13 protein-coding genes are annotated in these 15097 nt (G+C 69.5%); 5 read left to right on the forward strand and 8 right to left on the reverse strand.

From position 1 onward, the window contains the following. Entirely contained in the window at positions 1-867 is an 867-nt protein-coding gene (locus tag P2Q00_RS22850) for an acyl-CoA thioesterase (RefSeq protein WP_275774513.1), read from the reverse strand. A gap of 37 nt (positions 868-904) precedes the next feature. Continuing rightward, a complete protein-coding gene (locus P2Q00_RS22855) occupies positions 905-3418 on the reverse strand; it encodes a DEAD/DEAH box helicase (RefSeq protein ID WP_275774514.1) in 2514 nt (837 codons plus the stop codon). Positions 3419-3563: 145 nt separating this feature from the next. Between P2Q00_RS22855 and P2Q00_RS22860 the strand changes: the two genes are divergently transcribed. From P2Q00_RS22860 to P2Q00_RS22870, 3 genes are all read left to right on the forward strand, one after another. Continuing rightward, the gene (locus P2Q00_RS22860) at positions 3564-4358 is read left to right on the forward strand and encodes a metal-dependent hydrolase (RefSeq protein ID WP_275774515.1); all 795 of its coding nucleotides are present in this window, start codon (positions 3564-3566) and stop codon (positions 4356-4358) included. A gap of 658 nt (positions 4359-5016) precedes the next feature. Further along, positions 5017-5466, forward strand: a complete 450-nt coding sequence (locus tag P2Q00_RS22865; protein WP_275774516.1) for a hypothetical protein — start codon at positions 5017-5019, stop codon at positions 5464-5466. Between the two features lie 71 nt (positions 5467-5537). Next, on the forward strand, positions 5538-7445 hold the full coding sequence (locus P2Q00_RS22870) for a YncE family protein (RefSeq protein ID WP_275774517.1): 1908 nt from the start codon (positions 5538-5540) through the stop codon (positions 7443-7445). A 174-nt stretch (positions 7446-7619) separates the two neighbouring features. On the opposite strand, the gene P2Q00_RS22875 is transcribed toward P2Q00_RS22870, so the two are convergent. The 4 genes from P2Q00_RS22875 to P2Q00_RS22890 form a co-directional block, all read right to left on the reverse strand. Next, positions 7620-7874 carry a type B 50S ribosomal protein L31 gene (locus P2Q00_RS22875; RefSeq protein ID WP_275774518.1) on the reverse strand — a complete coding sequence of 85 codons (255 nt, stop codon included), beginning with the start codon at positions 7872-7874 and terminating at the stop codon, positions 7620-7622. A gap of 28 nt (positions 7875-7902) precedes the next feature. Beyond that, positions 7903-8373 carry a DUF5709 domain-containing protein gene (locus P2Q00_RS22880; RefSeq protein WP_275774519.1) on the reverse strand — a complete coding sequence of 157 codons (471 nt, stop codon included), beginning with the start codon at positions 8371-8373 and terminating at the stop codon, positions 7903-7905. A 196-nt stretch (positions 8374-8569) separates the two neighbouring features. After that, positions 8570-9217: an anti-sigma factor gene (locus tag P2Q00_RS22885; protein ID WP_275774520.1), complete on the reverse strand. Its 648-nt coding sequence runs from the start codon at positions 9215-9217 to the stop codon at positions 8570-8572. Beyond that, entirely contained in the window at positions 9201-9809 is a 609-nt protein-coding gene (locus P2Q00_RS22890) for an RNA polymerase sigma factor (protein WP_275774521.1), read from the reverse strand. The genes P2Q00_RS22885 and P2Q00_RS22890 overlap by 17 nt, the downstream gene beginning before the upstream one ends. 115 nt (positions 9810-9924) lie before the next feature. Between P2Q00_RS22890 and P2Q00_RS22895 the strand changes: the two genes are divergently transcribed. Beyond that, on the forward strand, positions 9925-10428 hold the full coding sequence (locus tag P2Q00_RS22895) for a COG4315 family predicted lipoprotein (protein WP_275774522.1): 504 nt from the start codon (positions 9925-9927) through the stop codon (positions 10426-10428). 48 nt (positions 10429-10476) lie between these two features. Here the strand turns inward: P2Q00_RS22895 and P2Q00_RS22900 are convergent, their stop codons facing one another. Continuing rightward, positions 10477-12258 (reverse strand): ABC transporter ATP-binding protein, encoded by a 1782-nt coding sequence (locus P2Q00_RS22900; protein ID WP_275774523.1) that lies wholly within the window; start codon positions 12256-12258, stop codon positions 10477-10479. Then, entirely contained in the window at positions 12255-14186 is a 1932-nt protein-coding gene (locus P2Q00_RS22905) for an ABC transporter transmembrane domain-containing protein (protein WP_275774524.1), read from the reverse strand. The genes P2Q00_RS22900 and P2Q00_RS22905 overlap by 4 nt, the downstream gene beginning before the upstream one ends. Before the next feature lie 135 nt (positions 14187-14321). Between P2Q00_RS22905 and P2Q00_RS22910 the strand changes: the two genes are divergently transcribed. Beyond that, positions 14322-15047 carry a L,D-transpeptidase family protein gene (locus tag P2Q00_RS22910; protein WP_275774525.1) on the forward strand — a complete coding sequence of 242 codons (726 nt, stop codon included), beginning with the start codon at positions 14322-14324 and terminating at the stop codon, positions 15045-15047. Positions 15048-15097 lie beyond the last annotated feature (50 nt).

The raw sequence follows: 15097 nt of genomic DNA on the forward strand, positions 1-15097 counted from the left end.
CTACAGCGCCCGGAACAGACCCTCCTGGACCACGGACACGAGCAGCCGGCCCTCGACGTCGTAGATCCGCCCGCGGGCCAGGCCCCGGCCGCCCGTCGCGATCGGCGACTCCTGGTCGTAGAGGAACCACTCGTCCGCGCGAAACGGCCGGTGGAACCACATGGCGTGATCCAGCGACGCGATGTCGAAGCTCCGCGGGCCCCACAGGGGTTGGACCGGGATGCGGACGGCGTCCAGGAGGGTCATGTCGCTGGCGTAGGTCAGCGCGCAGGTGTGCACCACCGGGTCGTCGCCGAGCGGCCCGACCGCGCGCATCCACACGGCGCTGCGCGGCTCGGCGTCCTTGACCTCCTCCGGGGTCCAGCGCAGCCGGTCCACGTAGCGGATGTCGAAGGGCTGGCGGCGGGCCATCCGCTCCAACTGCTCCGGCAGTGCGCCGTGATGCTCCCGGATCTCCTCGGTGACCGTCGGCAGGGACTCCGGGTCCGGGACCTTGCGGGCGGGCGGCAGCTGGTGCTCGAAGGGGCCTTCCTCAGGCTTGTGAAAGGAGGCGGTGAGATTGAAGATCGTGCGGCCCTGCTGCACGGCGGTGACCCGGCGGGTCGTGAACGACCTGCCGTCCCGCACCCGTTCGACCTGGTACACGATGGGCACGCCCGGCCGGCCCGGGCGCAGGAAGTACGCGTGCAGCGAGTGCACCGGACGCTCGCCGTCCGTGGTGCGGGCGGCGGCGACCAGCGCCTGGCCCGCGACCTGCCCGCCGAAGACCCGCTGCAGGGACTCGTGCGGACTGCGGCCACGGAAGATGTTGACCTCGATCTGCTCCAGGTCGAGCAGGTCGACGAGTCTCTCGGCCGGGTTCGTCATGCGTGGGATTCTCCTTGGCTCACGGCCGGCCGACCGCTCACAGCTGACCGACGTCGGTGACACGGACGACCGCACGACCCTCGGCGTCGGAGGCCTTGAGGTCGATCTCCGCGCTGATGCCCCAGTCGTGGTCGTCGTTCGGGTCGTCGAAGATCTGCCGGACGCGCCAGACGCCCTCCTTGGGCGCCTCCTCGATCACGAGCAGCTTGGGGCCGCGCGCGTCGGGGCCGGTGCCCAGGTCCTCGTACTCGTCCCAGTACTTGTCCATCGCCTCGCCCCATGCGTCGGCGTCCCAGCCGGAGTCGGTGTCCAACTCGCCCAGCTCCTCGACCTGGTCGAGGGCGGCGAGCTCGACGCGGCGGAACATGGCATTGCGGACCAGCACCCGGAAGGCGCGGGCGTTGGAGGTGACCGGCTTGACCTCGTCGGCCTTCTCCTGGGCCTCCTCGGCGGTCATCTCCTCCGGGTTGGCGAGCTGCTCCCACTCGTCCAGCAGGCTGGAGTCGACCTGGCGCACCATCTCGCCGAGCCACTCGATGAGGTCCTGCAAGTCCTCGGACTTGAGGTCGTCCGGGATGTTGTGGTCGAGGGCCTTGTAGGCGCTGGCGAGGTATCGCAGCACGATGCCCTCGGTGCGGGCCAGCTCGTAGAAGGACACCAACTCCGTGAAGGACATCGCCCGTTCGTACATGTCACGGATGACGGACTTCGGCGACAGCGGATGGTCGCCCACCCACGGGTGGCTCTTGCGGTACGTGTTGTACGCGTGGAAGAGCAGCTCCTCCAGGGGCTTCGGGTAGCTGATGTCCTGGAGGCGCTCCATGCGCTCCTCGTACTCGACGCCGTCCGCCTTCATGGCGGCCACCGCCTCGCCCTTGGCCTTGTTGAGCTGGGCGACGAGGATCTGCCGCGGGTCGTCCAGCGTCGACTCGACGACCGACACCATGTCCAGGGCGTAGGACGGCGAGTCCGGGTCGAGGAGCTCGAACGCGGCCAGCGCGAACGTGGACAGCGGCTGGTTGAGCGCGAAGTCCTGCTGCAGATCCACGGTGAGGCGGACGATGCGGCCCGTGGCGTCCGGCTCGTCGAGCTTCTCGACGATGCCGCCGTCCAGCAGCGAGCGGTAGATGGCGATCGCCCGCCGGATGTGCCGCAGCTGCTGCTTGCGCGGCTCGTGGTTGTCCTCCAGCAGATGTCGCATCGCCTCGAAGGCGTTGCCCGGGCGGGCGATCACCGACAGCAGCATCGTGTGCGTCACCCGGAAGCGGGAGGTCAACGGCTCCGGATCGGAGCCGATGAGCTTCTCGAAGGTGCTGTCCGTCCACCCGACGAAGCCCTCCGGAGCCTTCTTGCGGACGACCTTGCGGCGCTTCTTCGGGTCGTCGCCCGCCTTGGCGAGCGCCTTCTCGTTCTCGACGACATGCTCGGGGGCCTGGGCGACGACAAAGCCCGCCGTGTCGAAGCCGGCCCGCCCGGCCCGCCCCGCGATCTGGTGGAACTCACGGGCGCGCAGCGTACGCACCCGGCTGCCGTCGTACTTGGTCAGGGCCGTGAACAGCACCGTGCGGATGGGCACGTTGACGCCCACGCCGAGCGTGTCCGTGCCGCAGATGACCTTCAGCAGGCCGGCCTGCGCGAGCTTCTCCACCAGGCGCCGGTACTTGGGCAGCATGCCGGCGTGGTGGACGCCGATGCCGTGCCGCACGTACCGGGAGAGGTTGCGGCCGAACTTGGTGGTGAAGCGGAAGTTGCCGATGAGCTCGGCGATCTGCTCCTTCTCCTCGCGCGAGCACATGTTGATGCTCATCAGTGCCTGCGCCCGCTCCACGGCCTGCGCCTGCGTGAAGTGCACGATGTAGACCGGGGCCTGCCTGGTGTCCAGCAGCTCGGTCAGCGTCTCCGTGAGCGGGGTGAGCCGGTATTCGTAGGAGAGCGGGACCGGGCGGGTCGCGGAGCGGACCACCGACGTGGGGCGGCCGGTGCGCCGGGTGAGGTCCTTCTCGAACATCGAGACGTCGCCGAGCGTGGCGGACATCAGGACGAACTGTGCCTGGGGCAGCTCCAGGATCGGGATCTGCCAGGCCCAGCCGCGGTCCCCCTCCGCGTAGAAGTGGAACTCGTCCATGACCACCTGGCCGACGTCCGCGTCCTTGCCGTCGCGCAGTGCGATCGAGGCGAGCACCTCGGCGGTGCAGCAGATGACGGGCGCGTCCGAGTTGACGGACGCGTCGCCGGTCAGCATGCCCACGTTCTCGGTGCCGAAGATCTTGCACAGTTCGAAGAACTTCTCCGAGACCAGCGCCTTGATCGGAGCGGTGTAGAAGGTGACCTCGTCCCGGGCCAGGGCGGCGAAGTGGGCGCCCGCCGCGATCATGCTCTTGCCGGAGCCGGTGGGCGTCGACACGATCACGTTCGCACCGGAGACCACCTCGATCAGCGCCTCCTCCTGGTGGGGGTAGAGGGTGAGACCTCGCTCCTGGGCCCACGACTCGAAGGCTTCGTAGAGGGCGTCGGGGTCGGCGGTCGGCGGCAGCTGATCGATGAGGGTCACGCACCCATCTTGCCTGGCGTCCTCCCTCATAGGGGAATCGGTTGCCGGTACGAAGATCACGACCAGTACGCTGTGTCGCCGACGGAGTGTCAGGGCACCCGGTCAACTGGACAGCGGCACAAGAGGAATGGGGCGGGCAACGGCCATGATGGGACCAGCACACTCACTGTCGGGGGCTGCCGCCTGGCTCGGCGTCGGTGCGGCGGCCGCGGCGGCCGGACACCCGATGCCCTGGCCGGTCATCCTGGTCGGCGCTCTGATCTGCGCCGGAGCCGCGCTCGCCCCGGACCTGGACCACCAGGCGGCCACCATCTCCAGGGCCTTCGGCCCCCTCTCACGCGGGCTGTGCGAGATCGTCGACAAGCTCTCCTACGCCGCCTACAAGGCGACGAGGAAGCAGGGCGACCCGCGCCGCTCCGGGGGCCACCGCACGCTCACCCACACCTGGCTGTGGGCGGTTCTGATCGGTGCGGGTACGTCGGCCGCCGCCATCACCGGTGGCCGCTGGGCGGTGCTCGCCATCCTCTTCGTCCACGTGGTGCTGGCCATCGAGGGCCTGCTGTGGCGGGCGACCCGTGGCTCCAGCGCCGACATCCTGGTGTGGCTGCTGGCCGCGACCAGCGCGTGGATCCTCGCCGGTGTCCTGGACAAGCCGGGCAACGGCGCGGACTGGCTGTTCACCCAGCCCGGCCAGGAGTACCTGTGGCTGGGGCTGCCGATCGTGCTGGGCGCGATAGTGCACGACATCGGGGACGCGCTGACGGTCTCCGGCTGCCCGATCCTGTGGCCGATCCCGGTGGGCCGCAAGCGCTGGTACCCGATCGGCCCGCCGAAGGCCATGCGGTTCCGCGCGGGCAGCTGGGTCGAGCTCAAGGTGCTGATGCCGGTGTTCATGCTGCTGGGCGGGGTGGGCTGCGCGGCGGCGCTGGGCTTCATCTGAGGAACCGGGCCGGCAGGAGCGGGGTCACGCATGGCGTGGCCCCGCTTCTCTATTGGAGCGCTCAACACAGGTCGGCTGGCCGCGGGCTGAGCCCCGGCGCCGGGTGAGGGACTGGGTACTCGGGCTGCTGTCGGATCTGCCCCGCGAGGACTGCTGCTTCACCTTCAGAAGGTTCACCGCTCGCGGCGGCACCCGCCTCGCTCCCCACCGGTCGACTGGGAGCATCACCGCGCGGCCGGCCATGCCGCAAGCCGCAGGCGTCACACGGCGGCGCATGTCTGCATCTTCGGCGCTCACACCCGAACAATAAACAGAAGGCTCACCAGTTTCGGCTCAATGTCGGGACCGCCGATTTGGCCAGGACTCAATGCAATCTGCAGTTCGATGACGTCCTGAAACGGCCCCCCAAAGCTGGTCGTTGCAGGTCGCAGGTGGGGCCATTTCAGGGCATCGTTCAAATGGAAACTGACCGGGGATCATTTCCGGCCGCCATGGTGTGCTAGGTAAACGTCACTGCTGGCCCGCGGCCAGGTGAATGGCGAGAAACCGCGGGGTCGAGCTGGATAGATCGATCACCGGAGGGGTAGGAAGGCGCACGAGGTCTTCGAATGCGAAGAACTTAGTCATATTAATCGGGCGAGAAAGCGGAGGGACGTTCATGTCTTTCAAGAACATCTTCGACAGTGGCGGAAGTGAAGCCAAGTCCGCCGAAGAGTCCGCTCAAAAGGTCTCTGAAAAAATCCCTGGCGCCCGGCCCGAGCGGGAAGGGGTCGATCCGGAGCTCTACGACGGTATTCCTGAAGCTGCGCGTGACCCGAAGATCATGCGCGAGACGTCGCCTGAGGCGCTCAGCATCATGAACAACTTCCTCGCCCCTCTGTTCAAGAACACCCAGACGGCAGCCGACAAGCAGCGGGAAGCCAGCGAAAACCCCGAATCGACATCCGGTATGGCGTCTTCAGCCAAGGATGAGGCATTCAAGAAGGTGAAGGTGGAGATCAAGGAAGAAGACCAGCCGAAGGCCGGCGATGAACAGCTGGATGAAGTCAGAGAGCAAAACCGCGAATCGGTCAAGAACGTCAAGAGGACCGACGGCGGGTCGGCCTAGGGGTGAGGGCCAGGATCCGGCCCCTGTGCTGACACATCGTTGAGTTCTACTACGTGAGGAGACCGAAGGGCATGGGCGGAGCCACCAGGAACAACGTGAGTACGGCCTATCTTGGCGAACGGTTTGTGCGTCACCCACTCACGGGGCGCAATCTGAAGGAGCTGAACATCGCCGACAAGGCCGATGCCATCCTGGAGCGGGACCGGGACAGACTGAAGAGGAAGGCCGAGAAGAAGTCGGCAGACGGAACGGACCGGTATGTATCCCCTGTCGGGTTTTCCTTGAACAAGGGGCGATTCGGCGAATTTCCCGTCGGGGAGGCTGCTGCGCACGAGCGCGGGTGGCGTGCCTATATGACGGTGGGGGTACCACTTGTCGAAGAGCGGGGCGACATTGTGCAGCCACCTCCTGACGTGATCTCCAAGCAGACGTACGTCAACCGAACCGACCCTGAACCCACCAAATGGTCACACACTGTCGAATTCTCGATTTCGAACACAATCAGCTGGTCGCTCCAGGGGCAGGTGCAGCTCACTTTCGGGGCGAAAGTCACCGCATCGCTGCAGCAGCAGTTACAGAAAAGCATGGCGATGAACCAGTCGGAGAAGGTCACCCTGAAGAACAGCAAAGACAATCAGGGTGCTGACGCCGAGTCTCAGTCGCAAACGACAAGTACCGCAACAGCCACCAGTACCGCCACGGGAACCGGGGAGTTGTCGGCGCAGCTGATGCTTGGGATCACTGCTTCCGTCAGTGGTTCGTTGACCACTTCGTTCAAGACGTCGTCCACGCTGAGCGGGGACGTTGCCAGCCGGGTGGATGTCCTGGCCACACAGCGACGTCAGGTGAGGCGGTTCGACTACGAATACCCCATCTCCTTCGGCGGGTGGGTCGCTCTGTATTACCCCGAGCCGGTAGAGGTCAAGGAAACCCGTCCGGACGGCCCGCAGGCCCGGGAACCGAAATACTCCAAGGTGATTGCCTGGAAGCTCGGCGAAACGGGCACGGCCACGGAGGCTTTCGACCTGACCGACGAAGGCAAGCCGTTCATGCAGAAAGGGGAAGCCGAGGTCGTATCCACCCTCGCCGGGGTGCACGAGATCTTCGAGCTTGAAACGCTCAACTTCGACAAGAAAAATCACCCTCTCCACAAGAGCGATAGCGCAGAGCAAGAGAGCCCGAGAAAGGCTCCCGTCGAGCTCACCACCGGGTTGGGGACGGCCGATGGCCTGGCGCTGGATTTGATGAATCAGAAGGCGTACGTCACCGACCGGTACAACGAGGGCAAGCTGTACAAGGTCGATCTCGCCGGCGGCGGCACGGACTGGGTCCTGGAGAAGCTGGGACAAGTCAACGACGTGGCGCTGGACCTGCCGGGCAACAAGGCCTACATCACCGACTACGGCGGCAAGCGCCTGTTCACGGTGAACCTGTCCGATCGCTCCGCCTCCCCGGTCACGGTCGCCGAGGGCATGTACGCCTACGGTGTCGCGCTGGACCTGCAGGGCAACAAGGCCTATGTCACCGACGTCGAGAACGGAAAGCTGATCGAGTTCGACCTGAACAGCGCCCCGGCGGCGAAGCAGCGCACCTGGGACGTGCCGAGGGCCGCCGGAGTAAGGCTGAACGGGGGCAAGGCGTACATCGGGCAGTACGACCTCGGCGGCCTGTACGAGGTCGACCTGAACGCGGACGGCGGCGCCCCGCGGACCGTGGCCACCAACCTCGGGAACAGCGTCCGTGTGGCGCTGGACGGCGCGGTCAACGCATACGTCTCCGACTCGGCCGGCGGCAGACTGCATGAGGTCGCCGTGGCCGACGGCGAGGCCAGGGGCCTAAGGCGCGTGGTGGCCGACGGTCTCGGCACGGTCTGCGGCGTCGCGCTCGACCGCGACCACGGCTGGATCTACGTCAGCAACCGGCAGGGCAAGCTGTTGCGGCTCTCCGGCGTGCTGCCGGGCGCCTCGGCGAAGTCGTAGCCCGGGACGTTCTTTCGCGGTGGGCGGGCGGGTATGGATGCCTCGATCATGTGGGCTGCCGTGGCTCACGCCGTGGGCCTTGGGGTTCCTCAGGTCACGGAAGACCTCGGCTGCGTCCGTGCGATCACGAAGGGCGGATGTGACCGCCCGGGGTCATGGATCTCCGTGCGGGCTTCAGGCGTCCTTCCCGCCCCCGTAGCGCCGCTCGAACTGGGCGATACGGCCCTCCGTGTCCACCGTCCGTGCCTTGCCGGTGTAGAACGGGTGGCTCTCGGAGGAGATCTCCACGTCCACCACCGGGTAGGTCTCGCCGTCGTCCCACTCGATGGTCTGGTCGCTGCTCGCGGTCGACCGGGTCAGGAAGGCGTAGCCTGCGGCGCGGTCGCGGAAGACGACCTGGTGGTAGTCGGGATGCTTGTCCTGCTGCATGGGTGCTCCTTGACTGGTCGGCGGCTGGTCAGCCGGACAGGGCGTCCTCGTCGACGATGTGCATCGCCGCCTCCTCGGCGGAGGCCGCCGCGCCGTCGATGCCCACGTCCCTGGCGACCAGCGCGCTCTCCTCGTCCTCGTGCGCGCCCTCGTCCGGCGCCACGAGACGGCCCGAGCGGACGGCGCCGACCTCGTTGTCCAGGAGTTCGCCGTCGGTGCCGTCGCAGTCGCCGATGTCGTCGCCGTCGGGCATCACGAGGTCCGGCAGTTCTTCGGCGAGCCGCTGGTCCAGGGTCTCCCCGTGCTGCCGCTCCGCGGCCGTCACATCGGCGCGTTCCACCGCCCAAGGTCTGTCCGGAGGGGACCAGCCCCGGTCGAGGGGGTCGTCGACACCGTCATCGACGAGGGTGTCCTCCGCGTCGAGCAGACCGGAGTCCTCCTGGATCTCGGATCCGTCGGGCTGGTAGACGTCGTCTCCCCATCCGTCGGCGCTGTTCACGGGTACCTCCAGGTGGTGGGGACGGGCCCGTTTCTCACCGCGCGCGACGTCGGGCCGCCGCAACGCGGAGCACAGGCTGCGCCCGGGAGGAACCGTCGGTCCCAGGGTGCTCCCCGAGCCGGTGCCGATATCCAGCCTTCCACCCCTTTTCGGGACTGCGCAACGGCACGGCACAAGGAGGTACGCGCAAGGGTGGTCAGCTGCCCAGAACGGCCGACGACCAGACGTGGCCGTCGTCCGTCACCAGATCGACGCGGTCGACGGCGCCGGCCGACCCGTACGCGATCCAGGTGGCCCGGCCGGACGGCGGCATCCACCACTGGCCGGCGTCGCGGGTGGAGCCGTCCTTGAGCAGGAGCCGGCAGGTGTAGTGGGTGCCGGGCCGGCCCGCCGTGATCTGCATGACCATGACCTGGTCGTTGCCGGCGCGGCTCGGTTCAACGCTGCCGACCCTCGCCCCCGAGTCCGTGCGCAGCAGGGCTCCGTGGTCGCTCGCGGTCACCTGGACCGGGGCCGACTCGTGGTGCAGGAGTGCGGTGCCGACCGTGCCCAGGCCCAGTCCGGCCGCGGCGGCCGCGGCGACCAGCAGCGGGGTCCGGTGGCGTCGGCGGGCGGGGGAGGGGCGGCGCAGTTCCAGGCGGTCGAGGACCCGTGCGTCGAAGCCGGGCGGGGCCGCGACCGCAGGGGCCGCGGGCAGCACGGCGTCGACGGCCGCCGACAGGTGGTCGTACGCCGTGCGGCAGGCCGCGCAGGCGGTGAGGTGGCGCAGCAGCTGCGTCGGTTCGCCGGGGAGGGTGCCGAGGGCCAGGGCGGTCAGTTCGTCCTCGTCAGGGTGGCGTTCCATCGCGGCTTCCCTCCTTCAGCGCGTCGCGCAGCCTGCGCAGGCCGGTGCGGATGCGGGTCTTGGCGGTGCCCAGGGGAATGTTCTCGTGCCGGCCCACCTCGGCGGCGGTGCAGCCGCCGAGCACGGCGAGCGCGACCGCCCGGGCCTGCTCGACGGGCAGGTCCCGCAACCGGGCGAGGGCACGCTCGCTCTCCAGGGCGGCGAGGGCCTGCCGTTCCGTGCCGGCGGAGTCGTTCTCGGCCCGCAGGGTCACGTCCAGGAGCCGCTCCATGGTCTCGGCCAGGACGGGAGTGGAGCGCCGAGCACGCACCGCGTCGATCGCCGCGTTGCGGGTGATGGTCAGCAGCCAGGTGAGTGCCGAGGCCCGCCGGGGGTCGTAGCTCCCCGCGGCCCGCCAGGCCCGTACGAACACCTCCTGGCTCACGTCCTCGGCCAGGACCGGATCGCGGGTCACCGACAGCGCCAGCCCGTACACCGCGTCCTGGAAGCGGCGGACGAAGGCGACCGCCGCCTGCTCGTCGCCCAGCGCGAACCCGGCGACGAGCGAGGCATCGTCGACCCGGTCGGCACGCGGGAACAGCTCCACGTTCATGTATACGCACGGAAGCACCGAAAAGATTGACCGCAATTCACCCCAAAACCTGATTCACCCCAATCCGCCCGCATCGCTCGCCCGTAGAACCTCCGTCAGAAGGGACGGAGAGACGATGAGGCGAAGCAGGATCACCGTGGCCGGGTTCGCCCTCGCGGCACTGGCGCTCGCCGGCTGCGGCGGCGGGAGCGGGAGCAGCGGCAGCCCGGCAGCGGCAACCATGGACACCTCGGCCATCAGGACGAGCCACTCGCCGGTGGGTGACATCCTCGTCGACGGCGGCGGGCGCACCCTGTACCTGTTCACCGAGGACGGCAACAACACCAACTCGATGAACTGCAACGCCGCATGCGTCAAGCTGTGGCCGCACATGGTGGGCAAGCCGCACGCGGGCGCAGGCGTCGACGCCGGCCTCGTCGGCAGCACGAAGGGATCGGGAACGGCCCAGGTCACCTACGCCGGACACCCGCTGTACTACTACGCCAAGGACCGGGCGGCAGGCGATCTGAAAGGGCAGGGCATCGACAAGATCTGGTACGTCCTGAACGCCAAGGGCGCGCCGATCAAGAAGGCCGTCCCTGCGTCGAGCAGCAGCGGCGGCGGTGGTTATGGGTACTGACCCGGTCGGGGACCTCCCTACGGCAGCCCCCGACCGGGCTCGGAACGCTCACCCGTGCCATGAGCGCCACAGCGCCGCATACGCCCCCTGCGCCGCGACCAGCTCGTCGTGACTGCCGAGCTCACTGATGCGGCCGTTCTCGACGACGGCGATCACGTCCGCGTCGTGGGCGGTGTGCAGCCGGTGGGCGATGGCGACCACCGTGCGGCCGTCGAGGACGCGGGCGAGGGAACGCTCCAAGTGGCGTGCCGCACGGGGGTCCAGCAGCGAGGTCGCCTCGTCCAGGACCAGCGTGTGCGGGTCCGCCAGCACCAGGCGGGCCAGCGCGATCTGCTGGGCCTGCGCCGGGGTGAGCGCCACCCCGCCCGAGCCGACCTCCGTGTCCAGGCCGTCGTCCAGCACACGCGCCCACCCGTCGGCGTCGACCGCGCCCAGTGCCGCCCACAGCTCGGCGTCCACGGCGTCCGTTCGGGCGAGCAGGAGGTTGTCGCGCAGGGAGCCCACGAAGACGTGGTGCTCCTGGTTGACCAGGGCCACATGGGAGCGGACCCGTTCGGCGGGCATCCGGGACAGCTCGGCGCCGCCGAGAGTGATACGGCCCTCCCGCGGCGCGTAGATGCCGGCCAGCAGCCTGCCCAGCGTGGACTTGCCCGCCCCCGAGGGGCCGACCAGCGCCAACCGCGTGCCGGGAGCCACCTCCAGGGACACCTTGCGCAGTACGTCCACGCCCTCGCGGTAGCCGAAGTGCACCCGGTCCGCGTGGACGTCGCGTCCGTCGGGGGCCAGGGATTCCTCTCCGGGCTCCGGCTCGATGTCCCGCACGCCGACCAGCCGGGCCAGCGACACCTGGGCGACCTGCAGCTCGTCGTACCAGCGCAGGATCAGGTTCACCGGGTCGACGAGCATCTGCGCGATCAGCGCGCCCGTCGTCAGCTGGCCCACCCCGATCCAGCCCTGCAGGACGAACCAGCCGCCGATCATCAACACCGAGGCGAGCACGGTCACATGGGTGAGGTTGATGACGGGGAAGAGCACCGTGCGCAGCCACAGCGTGTAGTTCTCCCACGCCGTCCACTCCCGTACCCGCCGGTCCGACAGTTCGATACGGCGGTCGCCCAGGCGGTGGGCCTCGACGGTGCGCCCGGCGTCGACCGTCTCCGCCAGAGCGGCGGCCACGGCGGCGTACCCGGCGGCCTCCGAGCGGTAGCCGGACGGCGCCCGCCTGTAGTACCAGCGGCAGCCGGCCACCAGCAGCGGCACGGCCACCAGCACGGCGGGCGCCAGCGGTGGCACCGTCACGACGAGACCGCCGAGCAGCAGCACCGCCCACACCACACCGATCGCCAGCTGCGGCACCGCCTCGCGCATCGCGTTGGCGAGCCGGTCGATGTCCGTGGTGATCCGGGACAGCAGGTCGCCCGTGCCGGCCCGCTCCAGGACACCCGGGGGCAGCCCGACCGACCGTACGAGGAAGTCCTCGCGCAGGTCGGCCAGCATCCGCTCGCCGAGCATCGCCCCGCGCAGCCGCACCTCCCGTACGAACACGGCTTGGACGAGCAGGGCGAGCACGAACAGTGAGACGGTGAGCGGCAGATGAAGCTCCCGTGCACCGTCCGACACCCGCTCGACGAGGTCGCCCAGCAGCCACGGGCCCGCCATCGAGGCGACCACGGACACCGTGTTGACGGTGATCAGCACCAGGAAGGCACGCCGGTGCCGGCGGAACAGCTCGGCCACATAGGCGCGTACGGTCGCGGGGGCGCCGACGGGCAGGGTGTGCGCCGTCGTCGGGGCCGCCGGGTCGTACGCCGGTGGCGCCACGCCGATCATGCTGTCTCCTCGATCTCTTCCAGCTCTTCGAGTACGTCTTTGTCCAGTACGCCGTCTTCTGCGAGTGCGCCGCCGAGGGCGGCCTCTTCCTCGGTCTCCCGGGTCACCACGGCCCGGTAGCGGGGTTCGGTGCGCACCAGTTCGCGGTGTACGCCGACCGCCGCGACCTCGCCCTCGTGCACCAGCACGACCCGGTCCGCGCGGTCCAGGAGCAGCGGCGAGGAGGTGAACACCACCGTCGTGCGCCCCTCCCGCAGCCCGTGCACCCCCTCGGCGATCCGTGCTTCGGTGTGCGAGTCGACGGCCGAGGTCGGCTCGTCCAGGACGAGCACCTCCGGGTCGGTGATCAGCGAGCGGGCCAGGGCGAGCCGCTGCCGCTGCCCGCCGGACAGCGACCGCCCGCGCTCGGTGATCCGGGCGTCCATCGGGTCCTCGGCGTCCAACGACCCCTGGGCCAGCGCCTCCAGGACGTCCCCGCACTGGGCGGCCCCCAGGGCCTCCTGCGCTGCGACGTCACCCGACGCGGGCACGTCGAGCAGCTCGCGCAGCGAACCGGACAGCAGCACCGGGTCCTTGTCCTGGACGAGCACCGCCTCGCGGGCCGTGTCCAGCGGCAGCTCGTCGAGGGGCACGCCGCCCAGCAGGACGGAGGTGCCCGGCTCGGCCGGGTGCCCGCCGAGCCGTTCGGCGAGCAGACCCGCCGCGTCCGGATCGCCGCACACCACGGCGGTCAGCCGGCCCGCGGGCGCGAGCAGACCGGTCGCCGGGTCGTACAGGTCCCCGGTCGGCAGGTCGCCCTCCCGGACCCCGTCGGTGTCCGTGGCCCGCTCCAAGGACAGCACGCGTGCCGCCCGCTTGGCGGAGGGCCGCGAGAAGGAGTACGCCATCGCGATCTCCTCGAAGTGGCGGAGCGGATACGTCAGGACCATCACCGAGCTGTACACGGTGACCAGTTCGCCGACGGTGACGCGGCCCTGGCGGGCCAGCTGGACGCCGTACCAGACGACCACGACCATCAGCACGCCCGGCAGCAGCACCTGGATCGCGGAGATCAGGGACCACATGCGGGCGCTGCGCACGGCCGCGTGGCGAACCTCCTGGGAGGCGCGGCGGTAGCGGTCGAGGAACAGCTCCTCGCCGCCGATGCCGCGCAGCACGCGCAGTCCGGCGACGGTGTCCGAGGCCAGTTCGGTGGCCCGCCCCGCCTTCTCGCGCTGGAAGTCGGCCCGTCGGGTGGCCCGCGGCAGCAGCGGCAGCACGGCGATCGCCAGGACGGGCAGGCCCGCGGCGACGACCACGCCGAGCGCCGGCTGGTAGACGAGCAGAGCGACGCAGACCAGCACGACGGTGAGGGCCGCCGCGGTGAACCGGGAGACGCCCTCCACGAACCAGCCGATCTTCTCGACGTCGCCGGTGGAGACCATCGTGATTCCCGCTACGCTAAGTGACTTGTCCTTGGTTTCGCCGGTGTTCGAGCGATTTTGCCTGGCGTTCGTAGGGTTATCGTGTTGGTCAACCACCCCCGTGGAGACGGCCACGACCTCGCCGGCCGCGACGCGCCGCGTCAGCGCCGAGCCCAGCACCGCGGCCTTGCGGGCGAGCAGCTGCTGGACGCGGGCGGCGGCCGTGATCCAGTTGGTGACCGCGGTGCGGTGCAGGAACGTGTCGCCGAGTGCGATGCCGAAGCCGGCCAGCGCCAACAGCCCGCCCGTGAGAGCGAGTCGGCTGCCCGAGCGGTCGACCACGGCCTGGATGGCCGCGCCGACACAGAACGGCAGCGCGGAGACCGACGTGAAGTGCAGCAGGCCCCAGGCCAACGACTTGAACTGGCCGCCCAGTTGATTACGGTGCAGCCACCACAGGAATCGGGGACCCGAGCGGGCGTCCGGGACACCCGGGTCGGGATACGGAAGGTCTTTGATCTGCATGACGACTGACGTCCCAGTGGCTCGTGTCAGGGAGGTGGGGGGAGCCGCGAAACGGCGGCAGCAAACCGTGACAGGTTCGCGTCGCAGCGTGGTCCGAGGCAAACGGTTTTCCGTGGCGGCGTACAGAATGGCGCGATGCGAAAGATCGGTGTCCATCGGACGGTGGTCGCGATGGCGGCCCTGGGGACCCTTGTGGCGACGTCGGCCGCCTGCGGCGGTGTGCGGCACAGCGATGCCGGAGAGGCCGGGGCGGCGGGCAGGACGTCCGCTCCGGACGCACGTACCCGGGTCCCCGGGATCGGCGAGCGCCTGCAGCAGCGCATCCCGGCCGGCGCCCGCCAGGTCGTGGCGGTCTACGGCGACGGCAAGGCCTCGCCCGACTCCACGGTCGTGCTGTACACGAAGCGCGGCTCGGCCTGGGAGCGGACCCGCAGCTGGCCGGCGCACAACGGCAAGAAGGGCTGGACCGCCGACCATCACGAGGGCGACCGGCGCAGCCCCGTCGGCGTGTTCACCCTCACCGACGCGGGCGGCGTACTGCCCGACCCCGGTGCCCGGCTCCCGTACACCCGCGACGCGTCCTTCGCGGCCCCTCGCTGGTGGGCCGCGTCGCACTGGCACGACTTCGACTACGTCATCGCCATCGACTACAACCGCGTCAAGGGCACCGCGCCCAACGACCCGGCCCGCCCGGAGGGCGACGCGAAGGGCGGCGGCATCTGGCTGCACATGGACCACGGCAGCGGTACGTCGGCCTGTGTCAGCCTGTCCCGGGCGGCGATGGAGTACCTGCTGCGCACGCTCGACCCGGACCGGCATCCCGTGGTGGTGATGGGGGACAGGGCCGACCTGATGGCCTAGTACTCACGGCGGAGGCCTCATTGCCACGAGGGGCCAACTCCCCGTAGAAC

The sequence above is a fragment of the Streptomyces coacervatus genome (assembly GCF_029223485.1).
Classification (GTDB): domain Bacteria; phylum Actinomycetota; class Actinomycetes; order Streptomycetales; family Streptomycetaceae; genus Streptomyces; species Streptomyces coacervatus.